Source organism: Roseomonas sp. OT10 (genome assembly GCF_020991085.1).
In the GTDB taxonomy this organism is placed as follows: Bacteria; Pseudomonadota; Alphaproteobacteria; order Acetobacterales; family Acetobacteraceae; genus Roseomonas; species Roseomonas cutis.
In genome coordinates this window covers 1,396,774-1,417,762 of record NZ_CP087719.1, presented here as the reverse complement: position 1 = coordinate 1,417,762, position 20,989 = coordinate 1,396,774, and the positions used below count along the sequence as shown (strand labels likewise).

The window sequence follows — 20,989 nt, the reverse complement described above, 5'->3', positions numbered from 1 at the left end:
ATAATGAATCTTACGTGCGTTGCAATGCCGCAAGGGCCGGTACCCTGTCCGCCAGGACCAGCCCGGCCTCCCAGGGCTCGGCGGCATCGCGGGCGGGAAAAGGCATTGTCGTCGCCGGGCGCACCTCCGTGGCGGTGATGTGGGCGAGCAGCACCTCCACGCGTCGGAAATGCTCGTCCCAACCGGGTGGCTGCCAGCCGCCGAGACGGTCGAGCTGCGAGGCACGCGCGGCGCTGCCCGGCGCCGCATAGGCCAGGATCCGTTCCCGCCAGCGCGGACCGTCGAGGGGATCGAGGTACTCCGGGACGTCTCCGCCCACTTCGCGCAACGACGCCAGATCCGATGCGATCACCGGCACGCCGAGCGCCAGCGCCTCGCCCAGCGGGAGGCCGAAGCCCTCGGCGAAGGAGGGGAAGAGGAGGGCCCGCGCGCCCCGCATCAGTTCCCACACCTGACGGTCCGGCAGGGACCCCATCTCCTGCACCACGCCGCGCAGGGTGGTGCTGCGCTCCAGGAGGTCCACGACATTCTCGTTCTCCCAGCCACGCCGTCCCAGGACCAGCAGGCGCGGCGTCTCCGGGCCGAGGCGGTCGACGAGGTCGCGCCAGATATGCAGGAGCAGGAGATGGTTCTTGCGCGGCTCGATGGTGCCCAGGATCAGGAAATAGGGGTTCGACGCAGGCCCCGTGGCCAGGGCGGGAAGCGGCGGGCGGGGCGCCTCGATCCCCAGCGGCGCGACGAGCACCGGAGGCGGCAGGGCCCGCGGCCGCATGTGCCCGGCCAGCACGGCCGCGGTATGCCGGGAGTTGACGATGACCCCGTCCGCCAGGGAGACCGTGGTGCCGATGCGGCGGAGGTGCCGCCCCGACTGGCCGGGGCGGGCATATTCGGGGTGCGTCGCCGGGATCAGGTCGTGGATCAGGGGGACGAAGGCGCATCCCCGGCTGCGCAGGGCGCGGATGGATTCCTGGCGCTCCAGCGCGCGATGGGAGACCAGCAGGAAAGCCTTAGCGCCGGGGCGCGCCAGCACGGCCGTCATCTCGCGACGGCCGAAGCCCAGCGCCGCGCGCAGTTGCAGCCGCCGGGCGAGGCGGCGGGCCGCCCCCGCCTCCGCCGAGGCGAGGTCCCCACCCCGCGACCAGGCCTCGCATAGGCAGCGGACCAGATCGCGCACCGCGCCGGAGGGCACCACGCACCAGGCGCCGGAGGGCGACATGGTGACGAAGCTGCAATCCGCCTGTGGCCGCATGGCCCAGTGGCGGGCGTAGGCCAGCTCCACGCGGTCGATGCCCGACGGCGCCGCCTTGCCGCCGCAGGCCAGCAGGCGGGAGACGTCCAGCACCACGTAGGGTAGCATCGGGTCCTGGTCTGCACCGCAAAGCAGGCCGGGAATGATCTCAGAGCTTCTCATCCGCTCCTTCCCCGCCGTTGCGGGCCCCGAAGAACGGGGCTGTGCGATGCAACGTGAAAGGTGTTTCATCACAGGTCAATGAGCACGTGGAACCATTGCGGCATCCTGGGCACCATCAAGGCCTGTAACGAAACGTGCACCTAACCGGTGGTAGTCATGAACTCTTTGCCACGCAAGGCAGGTTGTGCTCGAAAGGCAGTCACAAACTCAGACAAGCCGAGGATGAAAAGGGCCAGCCCGCTGTGATCCGCGTCGCCTATCACCGGCACATCGACCCGCGGGTCTGTGTCGAACGATGCGTCGCATCCCTCGGCATGGCGCGGCCGGATCTCGTCCTGGCCTTTTGCGGCGGGAAGCTGGATCCGGACGTGGTCCTGCCCACCCTGCGGGACCGGCTGGGCGGCGCGCCCGTCTACGGCGGGGCCGCCGCGGGCGCGATCACCCGGGAGGCCTATGGCTACAGCGGGCTGGAGCTGCTCCTCGTCGGCTTCCAGGGCGCGGAGGTCACGCCCCGCACCGTGACCCAGGAGCTGGGGCAGGACGAGGAGGCCGCCGGCCGGACCCTGGGTGCCGCCGTGCGGGAGGTCGCCGCCGAGGATGCGGTGGTGGTGGTGCTCTACGACAGCGTGGCCAGCCGCCCGCCCCTGCGGCTCCACCCCGCCAGCCGGATCGTGCGCGGCTTCCACGAGGGGCTGGGCGGCCACCGCGTCTGCCTGCTGGGCGGCGGGCTGCTGACGGACATGAACCTGTCGGATGGCTGGGTCTTCGATGGCGAGCGCTGCCGGCACCACCTCGCCCTCGCCCTGGTCTTCCCGCCCGGGATCGAGGCGGAGACGGTGATCCTGCACGGCTGCCGGCCGGTCAGCACCTTCATGGAGATCACCCGGATCGACGGGGCGGAGGTCTACGAGCTGGACGGCATGCCGGCGCTCGGCGTGATCGAGCGCATGCTCGGCCTGCCGCTGGGCGAGGCGCAGGGGCAGGAACTCTCCCTGCTCGCGACTCTGGGCCAGAAGCAGGGCGACCCCTTCGCGCCCTATGACGAGAACGCCTATGTCAACCGGCTGATCCTGCGCGCCAATCCGGAAACCGGCTCCGTCACCCTGTTCGAGCCGGATTTCGAGCTGGGCGCCAAGGTGCAGATCATGGGGCGCGACAACTCACTGATGCTGGAATCCGTCACGGAGGGGATCGCGGCGCTCAACGAGGCGGTGCGGGACGGCGACAACCTCCTGGCCCTCTACATCGACTGCGCCGGGCGGGCGAGCGCCCGCAGCGGCGCCCCGGTCGAGGAGGCGGAGCTGGTGCTGCGCGACTTCGCCCCGCGCATCCCCTTCGCGGGCTTCTACTCGGGCGTGGAGATCGCTCCCTTCCAGGGCTATTCTCGGCCACTCGACTGGACCGGGGTACTGTCGGTGCTGCGACGACGGGCATGAAGCCACTGCCATTGCCATTGCCCGATTCCGGACCGCTGGAGCGCGAGCTCGCCTATTACCGCCGGGAGTGCAACGCCCTGGGCGCCCGGCTGCTCCGCCTGCAGGAGGAGCAGAGCCAGGCCTTCCGCGAGGCGCGGCGCAGCCGCACGGTGGCGAAGCTGATCCGCGAGGCCTACCGGCTGGCGGACGGCATCGATTCGCCGGAGGAGCTGGGCGGGCCGATGCTGGGCGTGGTGCTGGAGAACGCCATGTGCGACCGCGCCGCGCTGCTGCAGGAGGTGCCGCACGGCAGCGGGCAGTTCGTGGTCACGCACCGGCTCGGCCTGACGGGCGACGCCTCGCCGCCGGTCCTGCTCTCCACCCGGCCGGCCTTCTTCTACACGACGTCCAAGACGCGCATCGAGCCGCCGGCCTACGAGCTGACCGGGATCCTCCGCCTGCCCTATATCCTGTGGGCCTACGACGCGGCCTCGGGCCTCGCCCTGATCCTGGGGAACCAGAGCGAGAGCAACGTGAGCCGCCCCTTCGAGGAGGGGGACCAGGAGCTCGTGGAGGGCGCCCTCTCCGTCTACGTCGACGTGCTGATGCGCAAGCGGGCGGAGGTCGCCATGCGCGAGGCGAAGCAGGTGGCCGAGGAGGCGAGCACCGCCCGCTCCCGCTTCCTCGCGACGCTGACCCACGAGCTGCGCACACCGCTCAACGCCATCATCGGCTTCTCCGAGATGATGGCGCCCTCCTCCCCCTATGCGGTCACCACGGACCAGGCGCGGCAGTACAACGGGCATATCCTCACCTCGGCGCAGCACCTGCTCGTGCTGATCAACGAGATCCTGGACTACTCCGCCCTCTCGCGCGGCCGGGCCTCGCTGGCGGCGCGCTGGATCCCGGCCGCCGAGCTGGTGGAGGAGACGGTCGGCGCCTCGCTGGCGGTCGCGGCCGATCGCGGCATCCGCGTCTCCGCGCTGACGCCGCAGGAGCCGGTGTGGATCCGGGTGGACCGCACCCGGATGCGCCAGATCCTCGACAACCTGCTGAGCAACGCCATGCGCTTCACCAGGCCGGGCGGAACCGTGGTGCTGGCGGTCGCCGATACCCCGGACAACGGCCTCTCGCTGGAGGTGCGCGACAGCGGCGTCGGCATGCGCGCCGAGGACATCCCGCGAGCGCTGGAGCCGTTCCAGCAGATCGACAACCCCCTGACCCGCGCCTCGCCGGGAACGGGGCTCGGCCTGCCCATCGCGAAGGGCCTGGCGGAGGCGCATGGCGGCAGCCTGGTGATCCGCAGCGCGCCGGACGTGGGCACCACGGTCATGGTCCATCTGCCGCCGCAGCGCGTGCATCGCGGCACCGACGCGCCCGCCGCGGCCGACTAGCACCCGCCCTCGCGTGGCTCCGCGCGGCGGCCGCCTCCGGGGCGGACCTTCCGTGGCCACCCGCCCCGCGAGGATGCCACGGGTGTGGCGATCCTCGTCTCCCCCGCGTCGGCGCCTCACTGGTCAGGCGACCACGCCGGGCGGCGTCGCGGCCAGGGTGGCAAGGTTGCGGTCCACGGCCCGGATGAGGCCCCAGTTCTCGCTGTAGTTGGCGGGGAAGCCGGGCGAGCCGGCATCCAGGTCCTGTTGCCGGGCGTGGCTGTACTGGGTCCACTTCTTGGTGGCCGGGCGGCGATGGTGGAAGTCGTGGCAGGGGGCGTCGCCCACCAGCACGAAGACCCGCGCGAAGACGGCGCCGACCAGCATCCGGGCCCACCACCAGCCCCAGGCGGTCAGGCCACCCAGGCTGGCGGGGGAACGGTCCGGCGGCATGGCGCCGGGGAACACGCCCGTGGTGGAGGCGCAGACGAAGGCCTTCCCGCGGGCGCGGATCAGATCGACGTCCGGGAAGCGGTGCTCGCACAGGATGCGGAAGACGGTCGCGACCTGCAGCAGCACGGTCAGCGGCAGGAACCAGGCGACCAGCACGGGCACCCAGGCCCCCGTCACGGCCGCGGCCGCCAGCGGCACGGCGACGCCCGCCCGGGCCATCCAGTCATGTGCCCGGTCGCCGCTGAACATCGCCGCCTTCAGGCGCCGTCGCAGGAAGCGGATATGGAAGGCGGGCGAGACCAGGTTGACGATCACCCGGCGCCACAGCGTCCGCAGCGGCACGCCGGGTTCCAGGCCGCAGACCCCGAAGACGAAGCCGGTGAATTCGTCTTCCTCGGTCAGCAGCTTGTTGGCGCTGTGATGCAGCATGTGGTCGCGCTGGTAGTCCTCGAAGCGTGTGAACAGCAGCAGGGCCGAGACGATGCGTCCGACCTGCCGGTTGCGCTCCCGTGTCGCGAAGACGGTACCGTGCGAGCAGTGGTGGAAGATGACCACCTGGTACAGACCCAGCCCGGAGCAGGTCGTGGTGAGGCCCGCCGTCACCAGCAGTGCCGCCAGCCACCAGGGCAGGGCGAGCATCAGCGCAGCCAGGGTCAGGGCGGCGCCGCCGAGGATGGCGGCCAGGCCGCTGGCGACGAAGCTGGCGGGGTGGCGCTCCGGCGCCTCCTCCCCCGGGGCGGGCTTGGCGGTGACCCAGGTCAGGAAAGGCTGCATCCAGCCGGGCAGCGCGGCGGCCATGCGGGCCCTGGGGTCGTTGCGGAGCGGCAGGCTCGACAGCGTGTCGAGGGCGGGGGCCGGGGCATGAGATTGATAGTGCACGGCAGGTTCCTTTTCCCGTTGGTCGTCCGGATGGCTGGCAGTTAGGCCAGCCGGCTCAATCTGCACCAGACGTAAGGAATTCTGCGACAATCAATCTATGCGGGTATTCAAATACTAAACGCTCGTTACGGATGTGGTTACAGTCTTTTTTCAGTCGATACGTATTACCGAGCGAGACTATTCTTAATCAAATATGCTTTCAGCAACTCCTTCTACCGTTCGTTGTGTCTTTCTCAGATGATGGCCACCCGTCATCCGTTACTGTTCTGTCAGGCACTCCGCATCGGCTTGCACGCCGGCGATGGCTCCAACCCAGGCCCTGGGATGGGCGCCACCTCCGCTTGGCGAGTCGGCGTGACGCGCCCCTGCCAGCCGTTGCCCGGAACCTCTGCAATCCCGTGGACGCGGCCCCCGCCCAGGCACCGGGGAAAGGCCCTGCCTGCGGCGCGGCCGGAGTCGCCGGGGTGGTCGGAGCCGCCCCGGCGACGGGCACCGCGCGGGCGGCACCTTGTCACCTCCGGTAGGGCCGTCAGGGGCCGCCTCAGTCGCTGCCCGGCGGGATGACGTTGGTCTGCAAGCCGTCCACCAGCACATCGCGCATGGTTTCGGCGCTCTTGACCCGGATGTCCTCCCACGCCTCGCGGGTATGGAAGGCGCTGTGCGGGGTGATCACCAGCCGTCCCGCCAGCCAGGGCTCCCGGGCCCGGTAGGCGGAGAGGAGGGCGGGGAGCGGCTCGACCGGCGGCTCCTGCGGCAGGACATCCAGCCCGGCGCCGGCCAGGTGCCCGTCCTTCAGCACGGCGTACAGGCCGTCGATGTCCAGGACCGGGCCGCGGGCCGTGTTCACCACGACGCCGCCGGCCGGCATCAGGCGCAGCAGCCGCTCCGTCACCATGCCCCTGGTCGTCCGGGTCAGGGGGGTATGGATGGACAGGGTGTCGGCGGTGGAGAACAGCTCCTCGATGGTGCGGACCCGCTCGATGCCCAGGGCCCGGTCCACCCCGTTGGGCAGGTAGGGGTCGAAGAAGACCACCCGCCAGCCGAAGGCCTTCGCCCGCAGGGCGGCGGCCGTGCCGATCCGCCCGAGGCCCAGCACGCCGAAGGTCCGGGTCTGCGGCCGCTGGATCAGCGGATGGTCCAGATAGGCCCAGGGCGCCGGCGGCTCTGCCCGCTGCATCTCGTGGTGCAGGATGATGCCGCGGCGCAGGGACAGGGCCAGTGCGACGGCGTGGTCCGCGACCTCCATCGTGCCGTAGTCGGGCACGTTGCAGACCTTCACACCCCGCGCGTCGAGCGTGTCGCGGTCCAGCCGGTCATAGCCCACCCCCATGCGGACCACGGCCTTCAGCCGGGGGAAGCGCGCGATGTCGGCGGCGCGCAGCCAGTGGCGGAAGATGAAAAGGCCGTCCACCTGGGCGCAGAGCTCGTCCGGCAGATCGGCGAGGGAGGCCGCCCCGCCGCCCTGCAGCAGCCGCACCTCCGGGCCGAGCACCTTCCGCTCCAGCGCCGTGTCCGGATACATGCCCTCCGGCTCGAGCACGGTCAGCGTCATGTCGGGCGGAATCCCCCTCTCCATTCCGTGAGGATGCGGCCCAGCCCCACCGCGCGCAACCGCCGGGCCCGCATCCCTGCCGCGATCAGTCGGCGCTGACCTTCGCCTCCCGGATGACCTTGGCCCATCGCTGCAGGTCGCCCGAGATCAGCGTCGCGAAGGCCTGCGGCGTGCCCCCCGCGGCGACCATGCCCTGCGCCTGCAGGGCCGCCCTGGTGGAAGGCTCCCGGAGCCAGGCGTTGCATTCCGCGTTCAGCCGCGCGACCAGCTCGGCCGGCATTCCCGCCGGCGCCAGCAGCCCGTACCACAGGTTCACCGGCGGCATGGGCAGCCCCGCCTCGGCGATGGTCGGCAGGTCCGGCGCCGCCGCCGCCCGGTGCTCGCCGCCCACCGCCAGCAGGCGGATCTGCCCGGCCTGGGCCAGGGGCAGCGCGGTGTGGACCGGCAGGAACATCAGGGCGATGCGCCGGCCGATCAGGTCCTGCACCGCCGGGGCGGAGCCGCGATAGGGCACGTGGTTCAGCTCCACCCCGGCGGTGAGGCCGAAGAGCGCCATGGACAGGTGCTGCGGCGTGCCGTTGCCGGGCGACGCGTAGTCCAGCTTGCCCGGATTGGCGCGCGCATGCGCGATCAGCTCCCGCAGGTCGCGCACGGGCAGGTCGGGCTGCACGACCAGGGCCAGCTCGGCGGTGGTGAGCTCGATGATCGGCGTGAAGCTCGCCACCGGGTCGTAGGGGAGCTGGGCGACCAGCCCCGGGTTGATGACGAAGGCATTGCCCTGGAGCATCAGCGTCCGCCCGTCCGGGGCCGCGCGGGCCACCGCCTGGCTGCCGATGTTGCCGCTGGCGCCGGCGCGGTTGTCCACCACCACCGGATGGCCCAGCCGCGCGGTCAGGAAGGGCGAGAGCAGCCGGGCCAGGATGTCGTGCCCGGTCCCGGGCGTATAGGGCACCACCAGAGTCACCGGCCCGTCGATGGCCGGCTGGGCCAGGGCGGGACAGGTGGCGGCAAGGGGCAGCAGCGCGGCCGTGGCCGCCAGTCGCCTGCGGGTCAGCATGGTCGTCTCCTCCTTCGTCTCGGCCCTTGGCAGGCACCCTGCGCGACACCCTGCCGGGGCGGGGGCGCCTCTGTCGACGGGGCATCCGCCCCGGCAGGCCGCCGCCTCCCCTGCCCCGCCGCGATCACCGTCGCGGCGGGAGGCTTGCGCCGTTCGTAAGGGAACCTTATAGATAGGATACCTAATGAATGCCAAGCGGGAGCGAGACCGTCCCTTGCCCGATCCGATCGTCATCGTCGGCGCCGGTCCTACCGGGCTGACAGCCGCCCTGTCCCTGGGGCTGGCCGGGATCCCCGTGCTGCTGCTCGAGGCGGAGCCGGCACTGACCCACGACCTGCGCGCGGGCTCCTACCACCCGCCCACGATCGAGATGCTGGACGCGCTCGGCGTGGCCGGCCGCATGCACGAGACGGGGATCAAGGTGCCCACCTGGCAGATCCGCGACCGCCTGGCCGGGGTGGTGGCGGAGTTCGACCTCTCGCTGCTGCAGGACGAGACGCCCTATCCCTACCGCCTGCACCTGGAGCAGCACCGGCTGACGCCGCTGCTGCTCGACCGCATCCGGGAGGCCGCGCCCTCCGTCGCCGTGCGCTTCGCCGCGCCGGTGGAGACGGTGGCGCAGGACGGCTCGGGCGCCACCGTCACCCTGCGCGAGGGGGAGGCGATCCGGGCCTCCTGCGTCATAGGCGCGGACGGGTCGCGTAGCGTCGTGCGCAAGGCCATGGGGGTGGAGTTCGAGGGCTTCACCTGGCCCGACCGCTTCCTGGTCGCCAGCACCACCTTCGACCTCGGCGCGCTGGGCTTCTCCGGCGCCGGCTACATCGCCGACCCGGAGGCCTGGGCGGCGGTCTTCCACGTGCCGGACACCGGCCCGCCAGGCCTCTGGCGCATCGCCTACCCGATCCCGCCCGAGGCGGAGGAGGAGGTGGAGCTGCGGCCGGAGAACATCCAGCGCCACCTCTTCCACCTGCTGGAGAGCGCGCGCCCCGAGCCGCCCGGCGGCCGCTTCACGCTGAAATACGCCTCCGTCTACCGCGTGCACCAGCGCGTGGCGCAGCGCTTCGCCGACCGGCGGCTGATCCTTGCCGGCGATGCGGCGCATGTGAACAACCCGCTCGGCGGGCTGGGCCTGAACGGCAGCGTGCACGATGCGGTGAACCTCGCCGCCAAGCTCGCCCGCATCTGGCACGATGGCGCGGACCGCGACACGCTGCTCGACCTCTATGACCGCCAGCGCCGCCCCATCAACATCCGGGCGGTGCAGGCGATGAGCATCCGCAACAAGGCGCTGCTGGAGGAGAAGGACCCGGCGGTGCGGCGGCAACGCCTGGAGGAGCAGCGCGCATTGGCGGCCGATCCGGTGCGCGCCAAGGCGCACCTGATGAACACCTCCATGATCAACTCGGTGCGCGAGGCGGCGGCGATCACCTGACGAGACGCAGGCGGGCCGCGAAACAGGGAGGAGCAGGATGCCAGACGACCACGCCACGGCCCCCGGGCCCGATGCGGCGACCCGGGCGAAGCGCGAGGAGTTCTACGGCCGCATCGCCGGGGAATCCCTCGCCCCGCTCTGGGAGGTGCTGAAGGGCCTGGTGCCGCCCGAGCCGCGCCCGACCCCCCGCCCCTATCTCTGGCGCTACGAGACGGTGCGCCCCTACCTGATGGAGGCCGGCCGCCTGCTGACCGCCGAGGAGGCGGAGCGGCGCGTGCTGGTGCTGGAGAACCCGGCCTTCCCGGGCAAGTCCCGCGCCACCGCCACGCTCTATGCGGGCATCCAGCTGGTGATGCCGGGCGAGGTAGCGCCGGCGCACCGCCACACCGCCTCCGCCCTGCGCTTCGTGCTGGAGAGCGCGGGCGGCCATACCGCGGTGGGGGGCGAGCGCACCACCATGCGCGCGGGGGACTTCGTCATCACCCCCTCCTGGGCCTGGCACGACCACGGCAACGAGAGCGGCGAGCCCATCCTGTGGATGGACATCCTCGACCTGCCGATGGTGAACTTCTTCGAGAGCGGCTTCTCCGAGCACCACAACGACAAGGCCCAGTCGATCGGCCGGCCGGAGGGCGATGCGCTGGCCCGCTACGGCGCCGGGCTGCTGCCGGTGGAAGGGGGCAGCCCGTTCGGCCGCACCTCGCCGATCTTCAACTACCCCTTCGAGCGCACCCGCGCCGCGCTCGCCTCCGTCGCGGCCGCGGGCTCCCTGGACCCGCACTGGTCCGCCACGCTGCGCTACGCCAACCCCATGGACGGCGGCTGGGCGATGCCCACCATCGCCTCCTGGATGACGCATGTCCCCGCGGGCACCGGCACCGCCGCGCTGCGCAGCACGGACGGCATCGTCGTCGCGGTGGCGGAGGGCCGCGGCGTGGCGCGGATCGGCGACCAGCGGATCCCCTTCGGGCCGCAGGACATCTTCGTGGTGCCGAACTGGACCTGGCGCGCCTTCGAGGCGGAGGAGGACTGCTTCCTCTTCTGCTCCTCCGACCGCGTGGCGCAGGAGAAGCTGGGCCTGTGGCGCGAGGAGCGCGGCCAGGCCTGATGCCGCCCGCCGCCGGCGCCCGACGGCGCCCCCTTCCACCGGACGCGGCGGCGGAGACGGAGCCGCCGCTGCCGGTGCGCGACCTGGTGGGCTACCAGCTGCGGCGGGCGCACACCCTGTTCGCGCTGCACTGGCAGCAGGCGTTCCGCGGCGAGGGTCCGCATGTCACGCCGATGCAGGCGGGGATGCTGATGACCCTGTCCGGCAGCCCCGGCCTGACCCAGGCGGCGCTGGCGCGGCTGATGGACGTGGAGGGGCCGACGCTGCTGCAGGCGCTGGACAAGCTGGAGCGCAACGGGCTGGTGCGGCGGGAGCGGCGGCCGGACGACCGGCGCGCCTACGCCCTGCACCTGACGCCGCAGGGCGAAGCCGCCGCCGGCGCCGCCCGCCGCTTCGTGCCGGAGCGCGAGGATGCGCTGCTCGCCGACCTCTCGGCAGGGGAGCGGACGCTCCTGCTCGACCTGCTGCAGCGCGTGGTGCGCCGCAGCCATGAGGTGATTGCCGACCTCGCATCCCAGCCCGGGGCTGCCGCGGTCCGGAACAGGAAGGAAGACCAGCCGTGAAGCTCTGCTTCTTCGACGACAACCGCCTGGGTGTGGTGGAGGGCGACAGCGTGCGGGACGTGACGCCCGTGCTCGAACGCCTGCCCGCCTATCGCGTGCCGCTGCCGCGCTTCGACCCGCTGGTCGCCGCCCTGCCGGAGCTGCGGCCCGCGCTGCGCGACGCCGCCGCCACGGCCCCGGCGAAGCCCGTCGCCGCCGTCCGCTTCCTCGCGCCCGTCGCCAACCCGGGCAAGGTCGTCGCCGCGCCGGTGAACTACAAGGCGCATCTGGACGAGGCGATCGCCGAGCCGGAGACCTTCTCCGCCGCGCATGTCCGCAAGATCCAGGAGACGGGGCTGTTCCTGAAGGCCACCAGCTCCGTCGTCGGCATGTCGGAGGGCGTGGCACTGCGCTTCCCGGACCGCCGCAACGACCACGAGATCGAGCTGGCGGCGATCATCGGCAAGGCCGGCACCAACATCACCGAGGCCGACGCGCTGGACCACATCGCCGGCTACACGCTGGGGCTGGACATGACGGTGCGCGGGCCGGAGGAACGCAGCCTGCGCAAGTCGATCGACAGCTACACGCTGCTCGGCCCCTGGATGGTGACGGCGGACGAGTTCGGCGATCCGGGCGATGTCGGCCTCTCGCTGGAGATCAACGGCGAGCCACGGCAGAAGGCGCGCACGAAGGACCTGATCCTCTCCGTGCGGGCGCTGATCGCCTTCGCCTCCTCCTTCTACACGCTGCAGCCTGGCGACGTGCTGATGACGGGCACGCCGGAAGGCGTCGGACCGGTGCGGCCGGGCGACCGGCTGACCGCGACGATCGAGCGGATCGGCAGCCTCGACGTGGCCATCCGCGCGGCCTGAGCCGGCAAGGCGGGAGGCGGCCGGGACCGCCGCCCGGCAAGGGAGGAGCCAGGATGGGCATGATGCAGGGGGCGGCCGGCACGGACGCGCAGGTCGCCATCGTCGGCGGCGGGCCGGTGGGCATGGGGCTCGCCATCGAGCTGGGGCAGCGCGGCATCCGTTGCGCGGTGGTCGAGCGCTACCGCCAGCCGCAGCCCATCCCCAAGGGCCAGAACCTGACCCAGCGCACGCTGGAGCACTTCCACTTCTGGCACGCCGAGGCGGCGCTGCGCGCGGCCCGCACCATCCCGCGGGAGTACGGCATCGGCGGGCTGACCGCCTATGGCACGCTGCTCGGCGGCCATGCCTACGACTGGCTGCAACGCGAGCTGGTGCGGCCCTTCTACTTCACGGACAACGAGCGCCTGCCGCAATACGCGACGGAGGCGGTGCTGCGCGCCCGCGCCGCGGAGATCCCGGCGGTGGCGACGCATTACGGCTGGAGCGCGACGGAGATCGCCCAGGACGGGGAGGGCGTTACCCTCACCATGGCGGAGCGCGACGGGACGGGACGGCGCCAGCTGCGCGCGGACTACCTCGTGGGCTGCGACGGCAGCCGCTCCCTGGTGCGGGAGCAGGCGGGCATCACCCAGACGCGCTCCGACCACGACCGGCTGATGGTGCTGCTGGTCTTCCGCTCGCGCGGGCTGCACGAGCTGCTGTCGCGCTTCCCGGGCAAGTCCTTCTACAACGTGCTGCACCCGGACCTGGACGGCTACTGGCAATTCTTCGGCCGCGTGGACCTGGGCACCACCTGGTTCTTCCATGCCCCCGTCCCGCCCGGCACGACGAAGGACAGCATGGACTTCGCCGCGTACCTGCACCGTGCCGTGGGCGCCGAGTTCGACGTGGAGTTCGAGCATATCGGCTTCTGGGACCTGCGCGTCGCCATCGCCGACGGCTACCGCGCGGGCCGGGTCTTCATCGCCGGCGATGCCGCGCACAGCCACCCGCCCTATGGCGGCTACGGCATCAACACCGGGCTGGAGGACGCGGCGAACCTCGGCTGGAAGCTCGCCGCGACGCTGCAGGGCTGGGGCGGGGCCGGTCTGCTGGACTCCTACGATGCGGAGCGGCGGCCGGTCTTCGCCTCCACCGCCCGCGACTTCATCGAGCGGTCGATCCAGGCCGACCGCGACTTCCTGCGCCGCTTCGACCCGGCACGCGACCCCGTGGCCTTCGAGGCGGAATGGCGCGCCCGCGGCTCCGGCGCCCGCTCCGAGGTCGGCGCCTTCGAGCCGCACTACGAGGGCTCGCCCATCGTCTTCGGCCCGCCCGGCGGCCGCTCCGGCGCCCTCGGCGCGCATCGCTTCGAGGCGCGGGCAGGGCACCATCTGGCGCCGCAGCCGCTGGCCGCGGGCGGCAACGTCTACGACGCGCTGGGCGAGGGCTTCACCCTGCTGGCCCTGGGCGGCGACCCGGCCCTGCCCGACCGCTTCGCGGCCGCGGCGGCCCGGCTGGGCATCCCGCTGGCCATCCTGCGCGACGCGGGCACCGAGGCACGGGAACGCTATGCGGCCGATCTGGTGCTGGTCCGCCCCGACCAGTTCGTGGCCTGGTCGGCCCACGAAAGCCTGCCGGAGGGGGACTTGGCGGAGGCGGAGGCGGCGTCGATCCTGCGCCGGTCCGCCGGCCTGGACGGATAGGGCCGCCCTCCGCACCGGGACGGCGGCGACGATGGACCGGCGCAAGCCCGGCCACAGGGAGGAAGACGATGCTGCGACGGCGCCTGATCGGGGGCACGCTCGCCCTCTCCGCCATGCCGGGGCTGCCGGCCCTGGCCCAGGGCCCGGCACGCCCGCCGCCGCCCTTCCCCAACCGGCCGGTGCGCATCGTCGTCGGCGTCGCCCCGGGCGTCGGCACCATCGACCTGACCGCCCGCGCCGTGGCCGACCCGATGTCGGCGCTGCTCGGCCAGCCGGTGGTGGTCGAGAACCGGGCGGGCGCCGCGGGCATCCTGGCGGCGGAATACGTCGCGCGCTCGGCCGCGGACGGGCACACGCTGTTCCTGGGCGGGGCGGACACCATCGTCCATGCCTTCATCCTCGCGGGCCGGCCGCCCATGGACCCGTTCACGGACTTCACGCCGATCTCCCGGGCGACGCGGGACCACTGGATGGTGGTGGCCCCGCCCTCGCTCGGGGTGAACAGCCTGGCGGAGCTGGGCGAGCTGGGACGGCGCCGTCCGGGCGAGCTGACCTATGCCTCCTTCGGTGTCGGCACGCTGTTCCACCTGCTCGGCGCGCGCTTCTGCCAGCGGCTGGGCTTCGAGGGCGTGCACGTCCCCTATCGCGGCGACTACACGCCCGACCTGCTGGCGGGGCGCGTCTCCTTCCTGGTGCAGCCCACCGCCCTGCTGCTGCCGCACGTCACGGCGGGCCGGCTGAAGGCCCTGGCCGTGCTCTCGCCGCAGCGCCTGCCGGCGCTGCCCGAGGTGCCGACCATCGCCGAGGCGGGCTATCCCGATCTCGGCTTCAACATGGGGGTGATCCTCTTCGCCCCGGGCGGCACGCCGCCGGAGGTCGTGGCGCGGGTGAACGAGGCCTATGACGCGGCCGCGCACGCCCCGGCGGTGCGCGCGCGGCTGGCGGACCTGTCGATGGAGACGGTGGGCGGCTCGCAGGAGCAGGCCGCGGAGTACACGCGCTGGATGGTCGGCTTCATCGACGACATGCGCGCGGCGGTGCTCGGCGCCGCGCGCTGAGGTCCCGCGTCCGGGGGCCCGACGCCCCGGGACGCGGGCGGCGGGTCAGCCCCCGCGGATCAGCCCGCCGGTGGGGGAGGAGGGATCGGCGCTGTAGTTGCGCGGCATCCGGCCGGCGAGGAAGGCGTGGCGGCCGGCCTCCACGGCGGCCTTCATGGCGCGGGCCATGCGGACCGGGTCCTTCGCATGGGCGATGGCGCTGTTCAGCAGCACGGCGTCGCAGCCCAGCTCCATGGCCAGCGCCGCCTCGCTGGCCGTGCCGATCCCGGCATCGACCAGCACGGGGACCTTCGCCTCCCGCTTGATGGCGCCGATCATGTAGGGATTCACCACCCCCATGCCGGAGCCGATCGGGGCGCCCAGCGGCATGATGGCGACGCAGCCCATCTCCTCCAGCCGCTTCGCCGCCACCGGGTCGTCGGCGCAGTAGACCATCACCTCGAAGCCGTCGGCGATCAGCGCTTCGGCGGCCTCGAAGGTCGCGCGCATGTCCGGGTAGAGGAAGGGCGGCGGGCCCAGCACCTCCAGCTTGACCAGGTTCCACCCCCCCGCCTCGCGCGCCAGGCGCAGGGTGCGGACGGCATCCTTCGCCGTGTGGCAGCCGGCGGTGTTGGGCAGGTAGGTGTAGCGGTCGGGGGGGACGAAATCCTGCAGCATCGGCGCGCCGGGATCGGAGAGGTTCACCCGCCGCACCGCGACGGTGACGATCTCCGCGCCCGAGGCGGCGATGGCGGCCGCCGTCTCCTCCAGGGACTTGTAGCGCCCCGTGCCGACGATCAGGCGGGAGCGGAAGCGGCGGCCCGCGACCTCCCAGGCATCCTCAGCCTGAAGCGGATCCAGGGCGGGAACGGTATCCATGCGGTTCAGCCTCCGCCGATGAAGTGGACGACCTCCAGCGCATCGCCCGGGGCGAGCAGGGTCGATTCGTAGGCGGAGCGCGGGACGATCTCCTCGTTCCGCTCGACCGCGACCTTGCGGCGGTCCAGGCCGGTCAGGGCCAGCAGCCCGGCGACGCTGGTGCCCGCCGGGACGTCCCGCCCCTGCCCATTGACCGTGATCGCGATCGTGCCGCTGGCGAGGGTGTCCGACATGCCCCGGGATGTGGCCCGGCCCGCGCCCGGACACAAGCCGTGGCGCGGCAGCGGTCAGCCCTGCGCCGCGGGCTCCGGCAAGGCGAAGAGGTAGCCGACGTGGCGGACGGTGCGGATCAGATCCTCGTCGCCCAGCTTGCGCCGCAGCTTGCTGACCAGCGTGTCCACGTTCCGCCCGGAATCGGCGCCGACATGCCGGCCGAGCGCGGCCTGCGCCAGCTCGTCGCGGCTGACCGTCGTGCCGGCCCGCCGCAGGAAGCGCTCCAGCAGGTCGAACTCGGCGGTGGTGAGGTTCAGGTCCCGCCCCCGGCAGGTGGCGCGGCGCGAGGCCGGGTTCAGCCGCACCTCCCCCACCTGCAGCTCGGCAGCCGGCGCCGCGGTGACCCGCTCCGTCCGGCGCAGCACGGCGCGCACCCGGGCGGCCAGCTCGCGGAGGCGGAAGGGCTTGGCGACGTAGTCGTCGGCGCCGATCTCGAGCCCCAGGACCCGGTCCGTCTCCTCGTCCCGCGCGGTCAGCAGGATCACGGGGATGGTGGAATGCCGGCGCAGCGTCTTCAGCACCTCGAAGCCGGTGCGCCCGGGCAGCATCACGTCCAGCAGCATCAGGTCGTAGCCCTCGGGCGAAGCCACCATCGGGGCGCCGGGATCATGGACCACGTCCACCGAGAAGCCTTCCGGGCGCAGGTGATCGGCGACCATGCCCGCCAGCTCGACATCGTCATCCACCACGAGGATTCGTTGCATCGCGGCTTCCTGCCCCCGGACCACGTCGAGTTGTGTGGAGTTGCTTGGCATCTTGCCACGGGCCCGGGCGGGAACCGACACGTTTCCAAGGCTCTGCACCCGTCATCACGGCGCGGGGCGGTAGAGCCTGCGGAGGCCGCCCTCCTCCACGGGCCGGCCCCCAGGAGCCAGACGCGATGTCCGCCGCCCGGACCGCCCACTTCCTTCCCCACCCGGCCAGCCGGGCTGCCGCCCGCCCCTGGCGCCCGGCCGCCGCGCCATACCCCCGCCCTCCTGCCAGGGCCACCCGGCAGGCGAGCCGCCTGGGCCCGCTCCTGGTCGTGATGCTCTGCATCCTCGCCTGGGCCTGGATGGCCAGCCGGCCCGGAGGCATGGCGCCCGGGGCCGAGGGCTTCTGCCTCGGCGCCAGCCTGCGCCTGGCGGGCACCGGCTGTTCCGCCGCCGGGGCCGGCCCGCACCCCACCCCTTAGGCCGCGCGCCCGTTCCCGCCGGCGCCGCCCCGCCGCCCGTACCCGCGGGCGGCCGCCCGCCTCGGCGCTTGCCCCCTCCCGCGCACCCTGCTAGCCCGGCCCGGTTTCCCCCGAGAACCGACCGTGTCCCCGCCCGCCTTCACCCTGCCGTACGGACAGAACGCCGGATGCCCGCCGCGGCCGGTGCCGCCCGTCCGCGCCCGGCATGCGGCGGCCCGGGGCACGGCCCCTGTCCCGGGGCGGCACGGCCGGGGCGGCAGCCGCCGCGCCACGGCCCACCCCTCCTCCCTTTCCCCACGGCCCCGGAAGGGCCCGGCGACGCCCGCCGGCGGCTCCTTCCGACGGGCGGCCGGCACCCTGGCGCTCCCCCGCGCCACGGTCCCGCACGACATGGACCAGCACGCATGAGCGGCCTTTCCTTCGACCCCGAGGCCATCAAGGCCCTGGCGCAGATCCTGCGCGAAACCGACCTGACCGAGATCGAGCTGGTGGAGAAGGACGCCCGCATCCGCGTGGCGCGCGAGATCACCGTCACCGCCGCCCCGGTCGCGGCCATGGCCCCCGCCGCCCCCGCGGCGGCGCCGGCTGCCCCGGCCTCCGCCGCGCCCCAGGCCCCGGCCGCCGACAAGCCGCATCCGGGCGCCGTGACCTCGCCGATGGTGGGCGTGGCCTATCTGGCGCCGGAGCCGGGCGCCGCCCCCTTCGTCACCCAGGGCCAGCAGGTCAGCCAGGGCCAGACGCTGCTGCTGATCGAGGCGATGAAGACCTTCAACCAGATCAAGGCGCCCAAGTCCGGCACCGTCACCCGCATCCTGGTCGAGACGGGCATGCCGGTGGAATACGGCGAGCCGCTGCTGGTGATCGAGTAAGGGGCGGCCGCGCATGTCGAGCACGGTGCTCGCCCGCCCGCCCTTCCCCCGCGCCCCCGGCGGCCCGCCCTTCGGCAAGATCCTGATCGCCAACCGCGGCGAGATCGCGCTGCGCGTCCACCGCGCCTGCCAGGAGATGGGCATCCGCACGGTGGCGGTGCATTCCACCGCCGACGCCACGGCGATGCACGTGCGGCTGGCCGATGAGAGCGTCTGCATCGGCCCGCCCCCGGCGCGCGACAGCTACCTGAACGTCGCCGCCATCCTCTCCGCCGCGACCATCACGGGGGCGGAGGCGATCCACCCCGGCTACGGCTTCCTGTCGGAGAATGCCCGCTTCGCCGAGATGGTGGAGGCGCACGGCCTGACCTTCATCGGCCCCTCGCCCGACCACATCCGCATGATGGGCGACAAGATCGCGGCCAAGGACGCGATGCGCCGCCTGGGCGTGCCGCTGGTGCCCGGCTCGCCCGGCGCGCTCGCCTCGCTGGAGGAAGCGCGCGAGGTCGCGGCGCAGGTGAAGTACCCCGTGCTGATCAAGGCGGCGGCGGGCGGTGGCGGGCGCGGCATGAAGGTCGCCCACGACGAGTCGGAGATCGAGGAGGCCTGGCGCGTCGCCCGCACCGAAGCCAAGGCCGCCTTCGGCGACGACGCGGTCTATCTGGAGAAGTACCTCGACCGGCCGCGGCACATCGAGCTGCAGGTTCTGGCGGACAACCACGGCAACGTCGTGCATTTCGGCGAGCGCGACTGCTCCCTCCAGCGCCGCCACCAGAAGCTGGTGGAGGAGGCGGGCAGCCCCGTCCTGACCGCGGCCGACCGCGAGGCGCTGGGCGCGACCGTGACGGGCGCGCTCCGGCAGCTCGGCTACCGCAATGCCGGGACGCTGGAGTTCCTCTGGCAGGACGGGCAGTTCGCCTTCATCGAGATGAACACCCGCCTGCAGGTGGAGCACCCGGTGACGGAGATGGTCTGCGGCGTGGACCTGGTGCGCGAGCAGATCCGCGTCGCCGCCGGCGAGCCGCTCGGCTACAGCCAGCAGGACGTGCGCTTCATCGGCCATGCCATCGAGTGCCGCATCACGGCGGAAGACCCGCTGACTTTCGCCCCCTCGCCGGGCCGGGTCACGACCTACCACGCGCCGGGTGGGCTGGGCGTGCGGGTCGACAGCGCCCTCTACGCCGGCTACGCGGTGCCGCCGCACTACGACAGCCTGGTGGGCAAGCTGATCGTCCACGGCGCCACCCGGGCCCAGGCGATCGCCCGCGCCCGTCGTGCCCTGGACGAGATGGTGGTGGCAGGCATCGAGACCACCATCCCGCTGCACCAGGCGATCATGGCAGACCCGGAGTTCCAGGCCGGCGATTACACCATCCACTGGCTGGAGAAATTCGTCGCCCAGCAGGCGGAGCGGATGCGGCCGCGCGGCTGAGGCCTGCCGCCCCCTGGGCCGCTCATGCCGATGGCGGAATGACCTGGCCCGTCGTGCCGTGGTGTTCCGGCGGTGGACCGGGAGGGGACGCCGTCCCCTCCCAGACCCTCCCCTGCCGGGGCCACAAGCGGGCCCCGGTCCCCGCTGGGAGTCTGGCTCTCCGTGGTGAGCGTCAGTCTCCGGGCTCAGCCCTGACGGAACATGGACAGGTGGGACTCTGAAAAAAGCTTTCAGAGGGCGTCAGCGAGTCCTGCGGCCGTACCCGCCGAGGAGCATGGCTCCTCGGCGCCGTGACCCCGTTACAGACAGCCTCGCGGCAGCGCTGATCGGGTCCAGGGCCCGCAGGGTCCTGGCGGAGTGGGGGTATCGGGGGCGAGGCAGAGCCTTGCCCCCGGGCCACGGGCTCACCCTACGCCAGCACGGATAAGGACATCGCACCGACCGCATCAGTCCACGCGGATGCCCGCCTCGCGGATCAGCACCGCCATGCTTTCCCGTCCCTCGGTCACGAAGCGGGCGAAGTCGGCCGGCGAGGAGCCGACCGGCACCGCCACGATCTGATCCAGCCGGGCCCGGACCTCCGCATTGGCCAGGGCGGCGACCACGCCGGCATGCAGCCTCTCCTGCACCGCCTGCGGCGTGCCCGCCGGGGCGAAGAGGCCGACCCATTCGGACACCTCGAAGCCGCGCAGGCCCAGTTCGGCGAAGGTCGGCACGTCCGGGCGGACCTCGACGCGCTTCGCCGTGGCCACGCCCAGGAAGCGGGCGCGGCCGCTGTCCACCACAGGCCCGGCCGAGAGCATGGTGATGCAGGCCGCGTCGACCGTCCCGGCGGCGAGGTCGCGCGCCGCATCGGCGCCGCCGCGATAGGGAACATGCGTCAGCTCCACCCCGGCCAGGGCCTGGAAGCGCGCCAGCGCCATGTGGCCCGCCGTCGCATTCCCCTGGGTGCCGACGCTGAGCGCGCCGGGCCGCTGCTTCGCCAGGGCGATGAAGGCGGCCAGATCCTGCGCCGGCAGGTCGCGCTTCACGGCGATCACCTGCGGGAAGGTGGTCACCAGCGAGATGGGGGCGAAGGCGGTGGCGTAGTCGAAGGCCAAGCCACGCAGCAGCGAGGGATTCACGATGTGGGAGGAGGCATCCAGCATCACGGTGTAGCCGTCCGGCTGCGCCTGGGCGACGACCGCGCCGCCATTGGCGCCGCTGCCGCCGGTGCGGTTCTCCACCACCACCGTCTGGCCCAGCGCCTCGCCCAGCCGCGGCGCGATCAGCCGGGCGGCGCTGTCGGCCGCGCCGCCGGCGGCGAAGGGCACGATCAGCCGGATCGGCCGCTGCGGCCAAGCCCCGCCCTGTGCCAGGGCGGGGCCTGGCCGCAGGGACGGGGCCAGCGGGGCCGCCAGGGCGGCTAGCAGGGCGTGGCGGCGTGTGGTCATGGCAGGCGTTCCTCCTCCGGCCGGCCGCCATGCTGCCCGCGGCCCGGAGCGTCAAGCCCGATGGCAGGGCGGCGCCGGGCGGGCCAGCCTCAACCTCCCGCGGGCAGCGC

Annotated in this window: 19 protein-coding genes; 11 read left to right on the top strand and 8 right to left on the bottom strand. The window is 72.9% G+C overall.

Translation table 11 applies throughout. The annotated features are described in order from the left end of the window. Window positions 1-10: 10 nt before the first annotated feature. The gene (locus tag LPC08_RS06570) at window positions 11-1,411 is read right to left on the bottom strand and encodes a glycosyltransferase family 4 protein (RefSeq protein ID WP_230451914.1); all 1,401 of its coding nucleotides are present in this window, start codon (window positions 1,409-1,411) and stop codon (window positions 11-13) included. A 242-nt stretch (window positions 1,412-1,653) separates the two neighbouring features. Here LPC08_RS06570 and LPC08_RS06565 point away from each other — a divergent pair, with 242 nt between their 5' ends. Then, window positions 1,654-2,847: an FIST signal transduction protein gene (locus tag LPC08_RS06565; RefSeq protein WP_230451913.1), complete on the top strand. Its 1,194-nt coding sequence runs from the start codon at window positions 1,654-1,656 to the stop codon at window positions 2,845-2,847. Next, a complete protein-coding gene (locus LPC08_RS06560) occupies window positions 2,844-4,220 on the top strand; it encodes a sensor histidine kinase (protein ID WP_230451912.1) in 1,377 nt (458 codons plus the stop codon). Before LPC08_RS06565 ends, LPC08_RS06560 begins: the two co-directional genes overlap by 4 nt. 123 nt (window positions 4,221-4,343) lie before the next feature. Here LPC08_RS06560 and LPC08_RS06555 read toward each other — a convergent pair whose 3' ends face one another. From LPC08_RS06555 to LPC08_RS06545, 3 genes are all read right to left on the bottom strand, one after another. Beyond that, window positions 4,344-5,531, bottom strand: coding sequence for a fatty acid desaturase (locus LPC08_RS06555; protein WP_230451911.1), 1,188 nt, complete (start codon window positions 5,529-5,531; stop codon window positions 4,344-4,346). Between the two features lie 541 nt (window positions 5,532-6,072). After that, on the bottom strand, window positions 6,073-7,083 hold the full coding sequence (locus LPC08_RS06550; protein ID WP_230451910.1) for a C-terminal binding protein: 1,011 nt from the start codon (window positions 7,081-7,083) through the stop codon (window positions 6,073-6,075). 85 nt (window positions 7,084-7,168) lie between these two features. Further along, window positions 7,169-8,140: a tripartite tricarboxylate transporter substrate binding protein gene (locus LPC08_RS06545; RefSeq protein WP_230451909.1), complete on the bottom strand. Its 972-nt coding sequence runs from the start codon at window positions 8,138-8,140 to the stop codon at window positions 7,169-7,171. 214 nt (window positions 8,141-8,354) lie between these two features. Between LPC08_RS06545 and LPC08_RS06540 the strand changes: the two genes are divergently transcribed. From LPC08_RS06540 to LPC08_RS06515, 6 genes are all read left to right on the top strand, one after another. After that, entirely contained in the window at window positions 8,355-9,572 is a 1,218-nt protein-coding gene (locus LPC08_RS06540; RefSeq protein ID WP_230451908.1) for an FAD-dependent oxidoreductase, read from the top strand. A gap of 37 nt (window positions 9,573-9,609) precedes the next feature. Beyond that, the gene (gtdA, locus tag LPC08_RS06535) at window positions 9,610-10,680 is read left to right on the top strand and encodes a gentisate 1,2-dioxygenase (RefSeq protein WP_230451907.1); all 1,071 of its coding nucleotides are present in this window, start codon (window positions 9,610-9,612) and stop codon (window positions 10,678-10,680) included. Continuing rightward, entirely contained in the window at window positions 10,680-11,243 is a 564-nt protein-coding gene (locus tag LPC08_RS06530; protein WP_230451906.1) for a MarR family winged helix-turn-helix transcriptional regulator, read from the top strand. Before gtdA ends, LPC08_RS06530 begins: the two co-directional genes overlap by 1 nt. Next, window positions 11,240-12,097: a fumarylacetoacetate hydrolase family protein gene (locus LPC08_RS06525; protein WP_230451905.1), complete on the top strand. Its 858-nt coding sequence runs from the start codon at window positions 11,240-11,242 to the stop codon at window positions 12,095-12,097. Before LPC08_RS06530 ends, LPC08_RS06525 begins: the two co-directional genes overlap by 4 nt. 59 nt (window positions 12,098-12,156) lie before the next feature. Then, window positions 12,157-13,782: an FAD-dependent monooxygenase gene (locus LPC08_RS06520; protein WP_230451904.1), complete on the top strand. Its 1,626-nt coding sequence runs from the start codon at window positions 12,157-12,159 to the stop codon at window positions 13,780-13,782. A 68-nt stretch (window positions 13,783-13,850) separates the two neighbouring features. Then, window positions 13,851-14,840, top strand: coding sequence for a Bug family tripartite tricarboxylate transporter substrate binding protein (locus LPC08_RS06515; RefSeq protein ID WP_230451903.1), 990 nt, complete (start codon window positions 13,851-13,853; stop codon window positions 14,838-14,840). A 45-nt stretch (window positions 14,841-14,885) separates the two neighbouring features. Here the strand turns inward: LPC08_RS06515 and LPC08_RS06510 are convergent, their stop codons facing one another. The 3 genes from LPC08_RS06510 to LPC08_RS06500 are packed head-to-tail and all read right to left on the bottom strand — an operon-like array spanning window position 14,886 to window position 16,675. Then, window positions 14,886-15,698 (bottom strand): thiazole synthase, encoded by an 813-nt coding sequence (locus LPC08_RS06510; RefSeq protein WP_230451902.1) that lies wholly within the window; start codon window positions 15,696-15,698, stop codon window positions 14,886-14,888. 5 nt (window positions 15,699-15,703) lie between these two features. Further along, window positions 15,704-15,931, bottom strand: a complete 228-nt coding sequence (thiS, locus tag LPC08_RS06505) for a sulfur carrier protein ThiS (RefSeq protein WP_230451901.1) — start codon at window positions 15,929-15,931, stop codon at window positions 15,704-15,706. A gap of 54 nt (window positions 15,932-15,985) precedes the next feature. Then, the gene (locus tag LPC08_RS06500) at window positions 15,986-16,675 is read right to left on the bottom strand and encodes a response regulator transcription factor (RefSeq protein WP_230451900.1); all 690 of its coding nucleotides are present in this window, start codon (window positions 16,673-16,675) and stop codon (window positions 15,986-15,988) included. 176 nt (window positions 16,676-16,851) lie between these two features. Between LPC08_RS06500 and LPC08_RS06495 the strand changes: the two genes are divergently transcribed. The 3 genes from LPC08_RS06495 to accC all read left to right on the top strand — a co-directional run bounded on the left by LPC08_RS06495 (window position 16,852) and on the right by accC (window position 19,446). After that, window positions 16,852-17,145, top strand: a complete 294-nt coding sequence (locus LPC08_RS06495) for a hypothetical protein (RefSeq protein ID WP_230451899.1) — start codon at window positions 16,852-16,854, stop codon at window positions 17,143-17,145. A 404-nt stretch (window positions 17,146-17,549) separates the two neighbouring features. Continuing rightward, on the top strand, window positions 17,550-18,014 hold the full coding sequence (gene accB, locus LPC08_RS06490) for an acetyl-CoA carboxylase biotin carboxyl carrier protein (RefSeq protein ID WP_230451898.1): 465 nt from the start codon (window positions 17,550-17,552) through the stop codon (window positions 18,012-18,014). Between the two features lie 13 nt (window positions 18,015-18,027). Further along, window positions 18,028-19,446 (top strand): acetyl-CoA carboxylase biotin carboxylase subunit, encoded by a 1,419-nt coding sequence (gene accC / locus LPC08_RS06485; RefSeq protein WP_230451897.1) that lies wholly within the window; start codon window positions 18,028-18,030, stop codon window positions 19,444-19,446. Between the two features lie 446 nt (window positions 19,447-19,892). On the opposite strand, the gene LPC08_RS06480 is transcribed toward accC, so the two are convergent. Then, window positions 19,893-20,879: a Bug family tripartite tricarboxylate transporter substrate binding protein gene (locus LPC08_RS06480; RefSeq protein ID WP_230451896.1), complete on the bottom strand. Its 987-nt coding sequence runs from the start codon at window positions 20,877-20,879 to the stop codon at window positions 19,893-19,895. Between the last annotated feature and the right edge of the window lie 110 nt (window positions 20,880-20,989).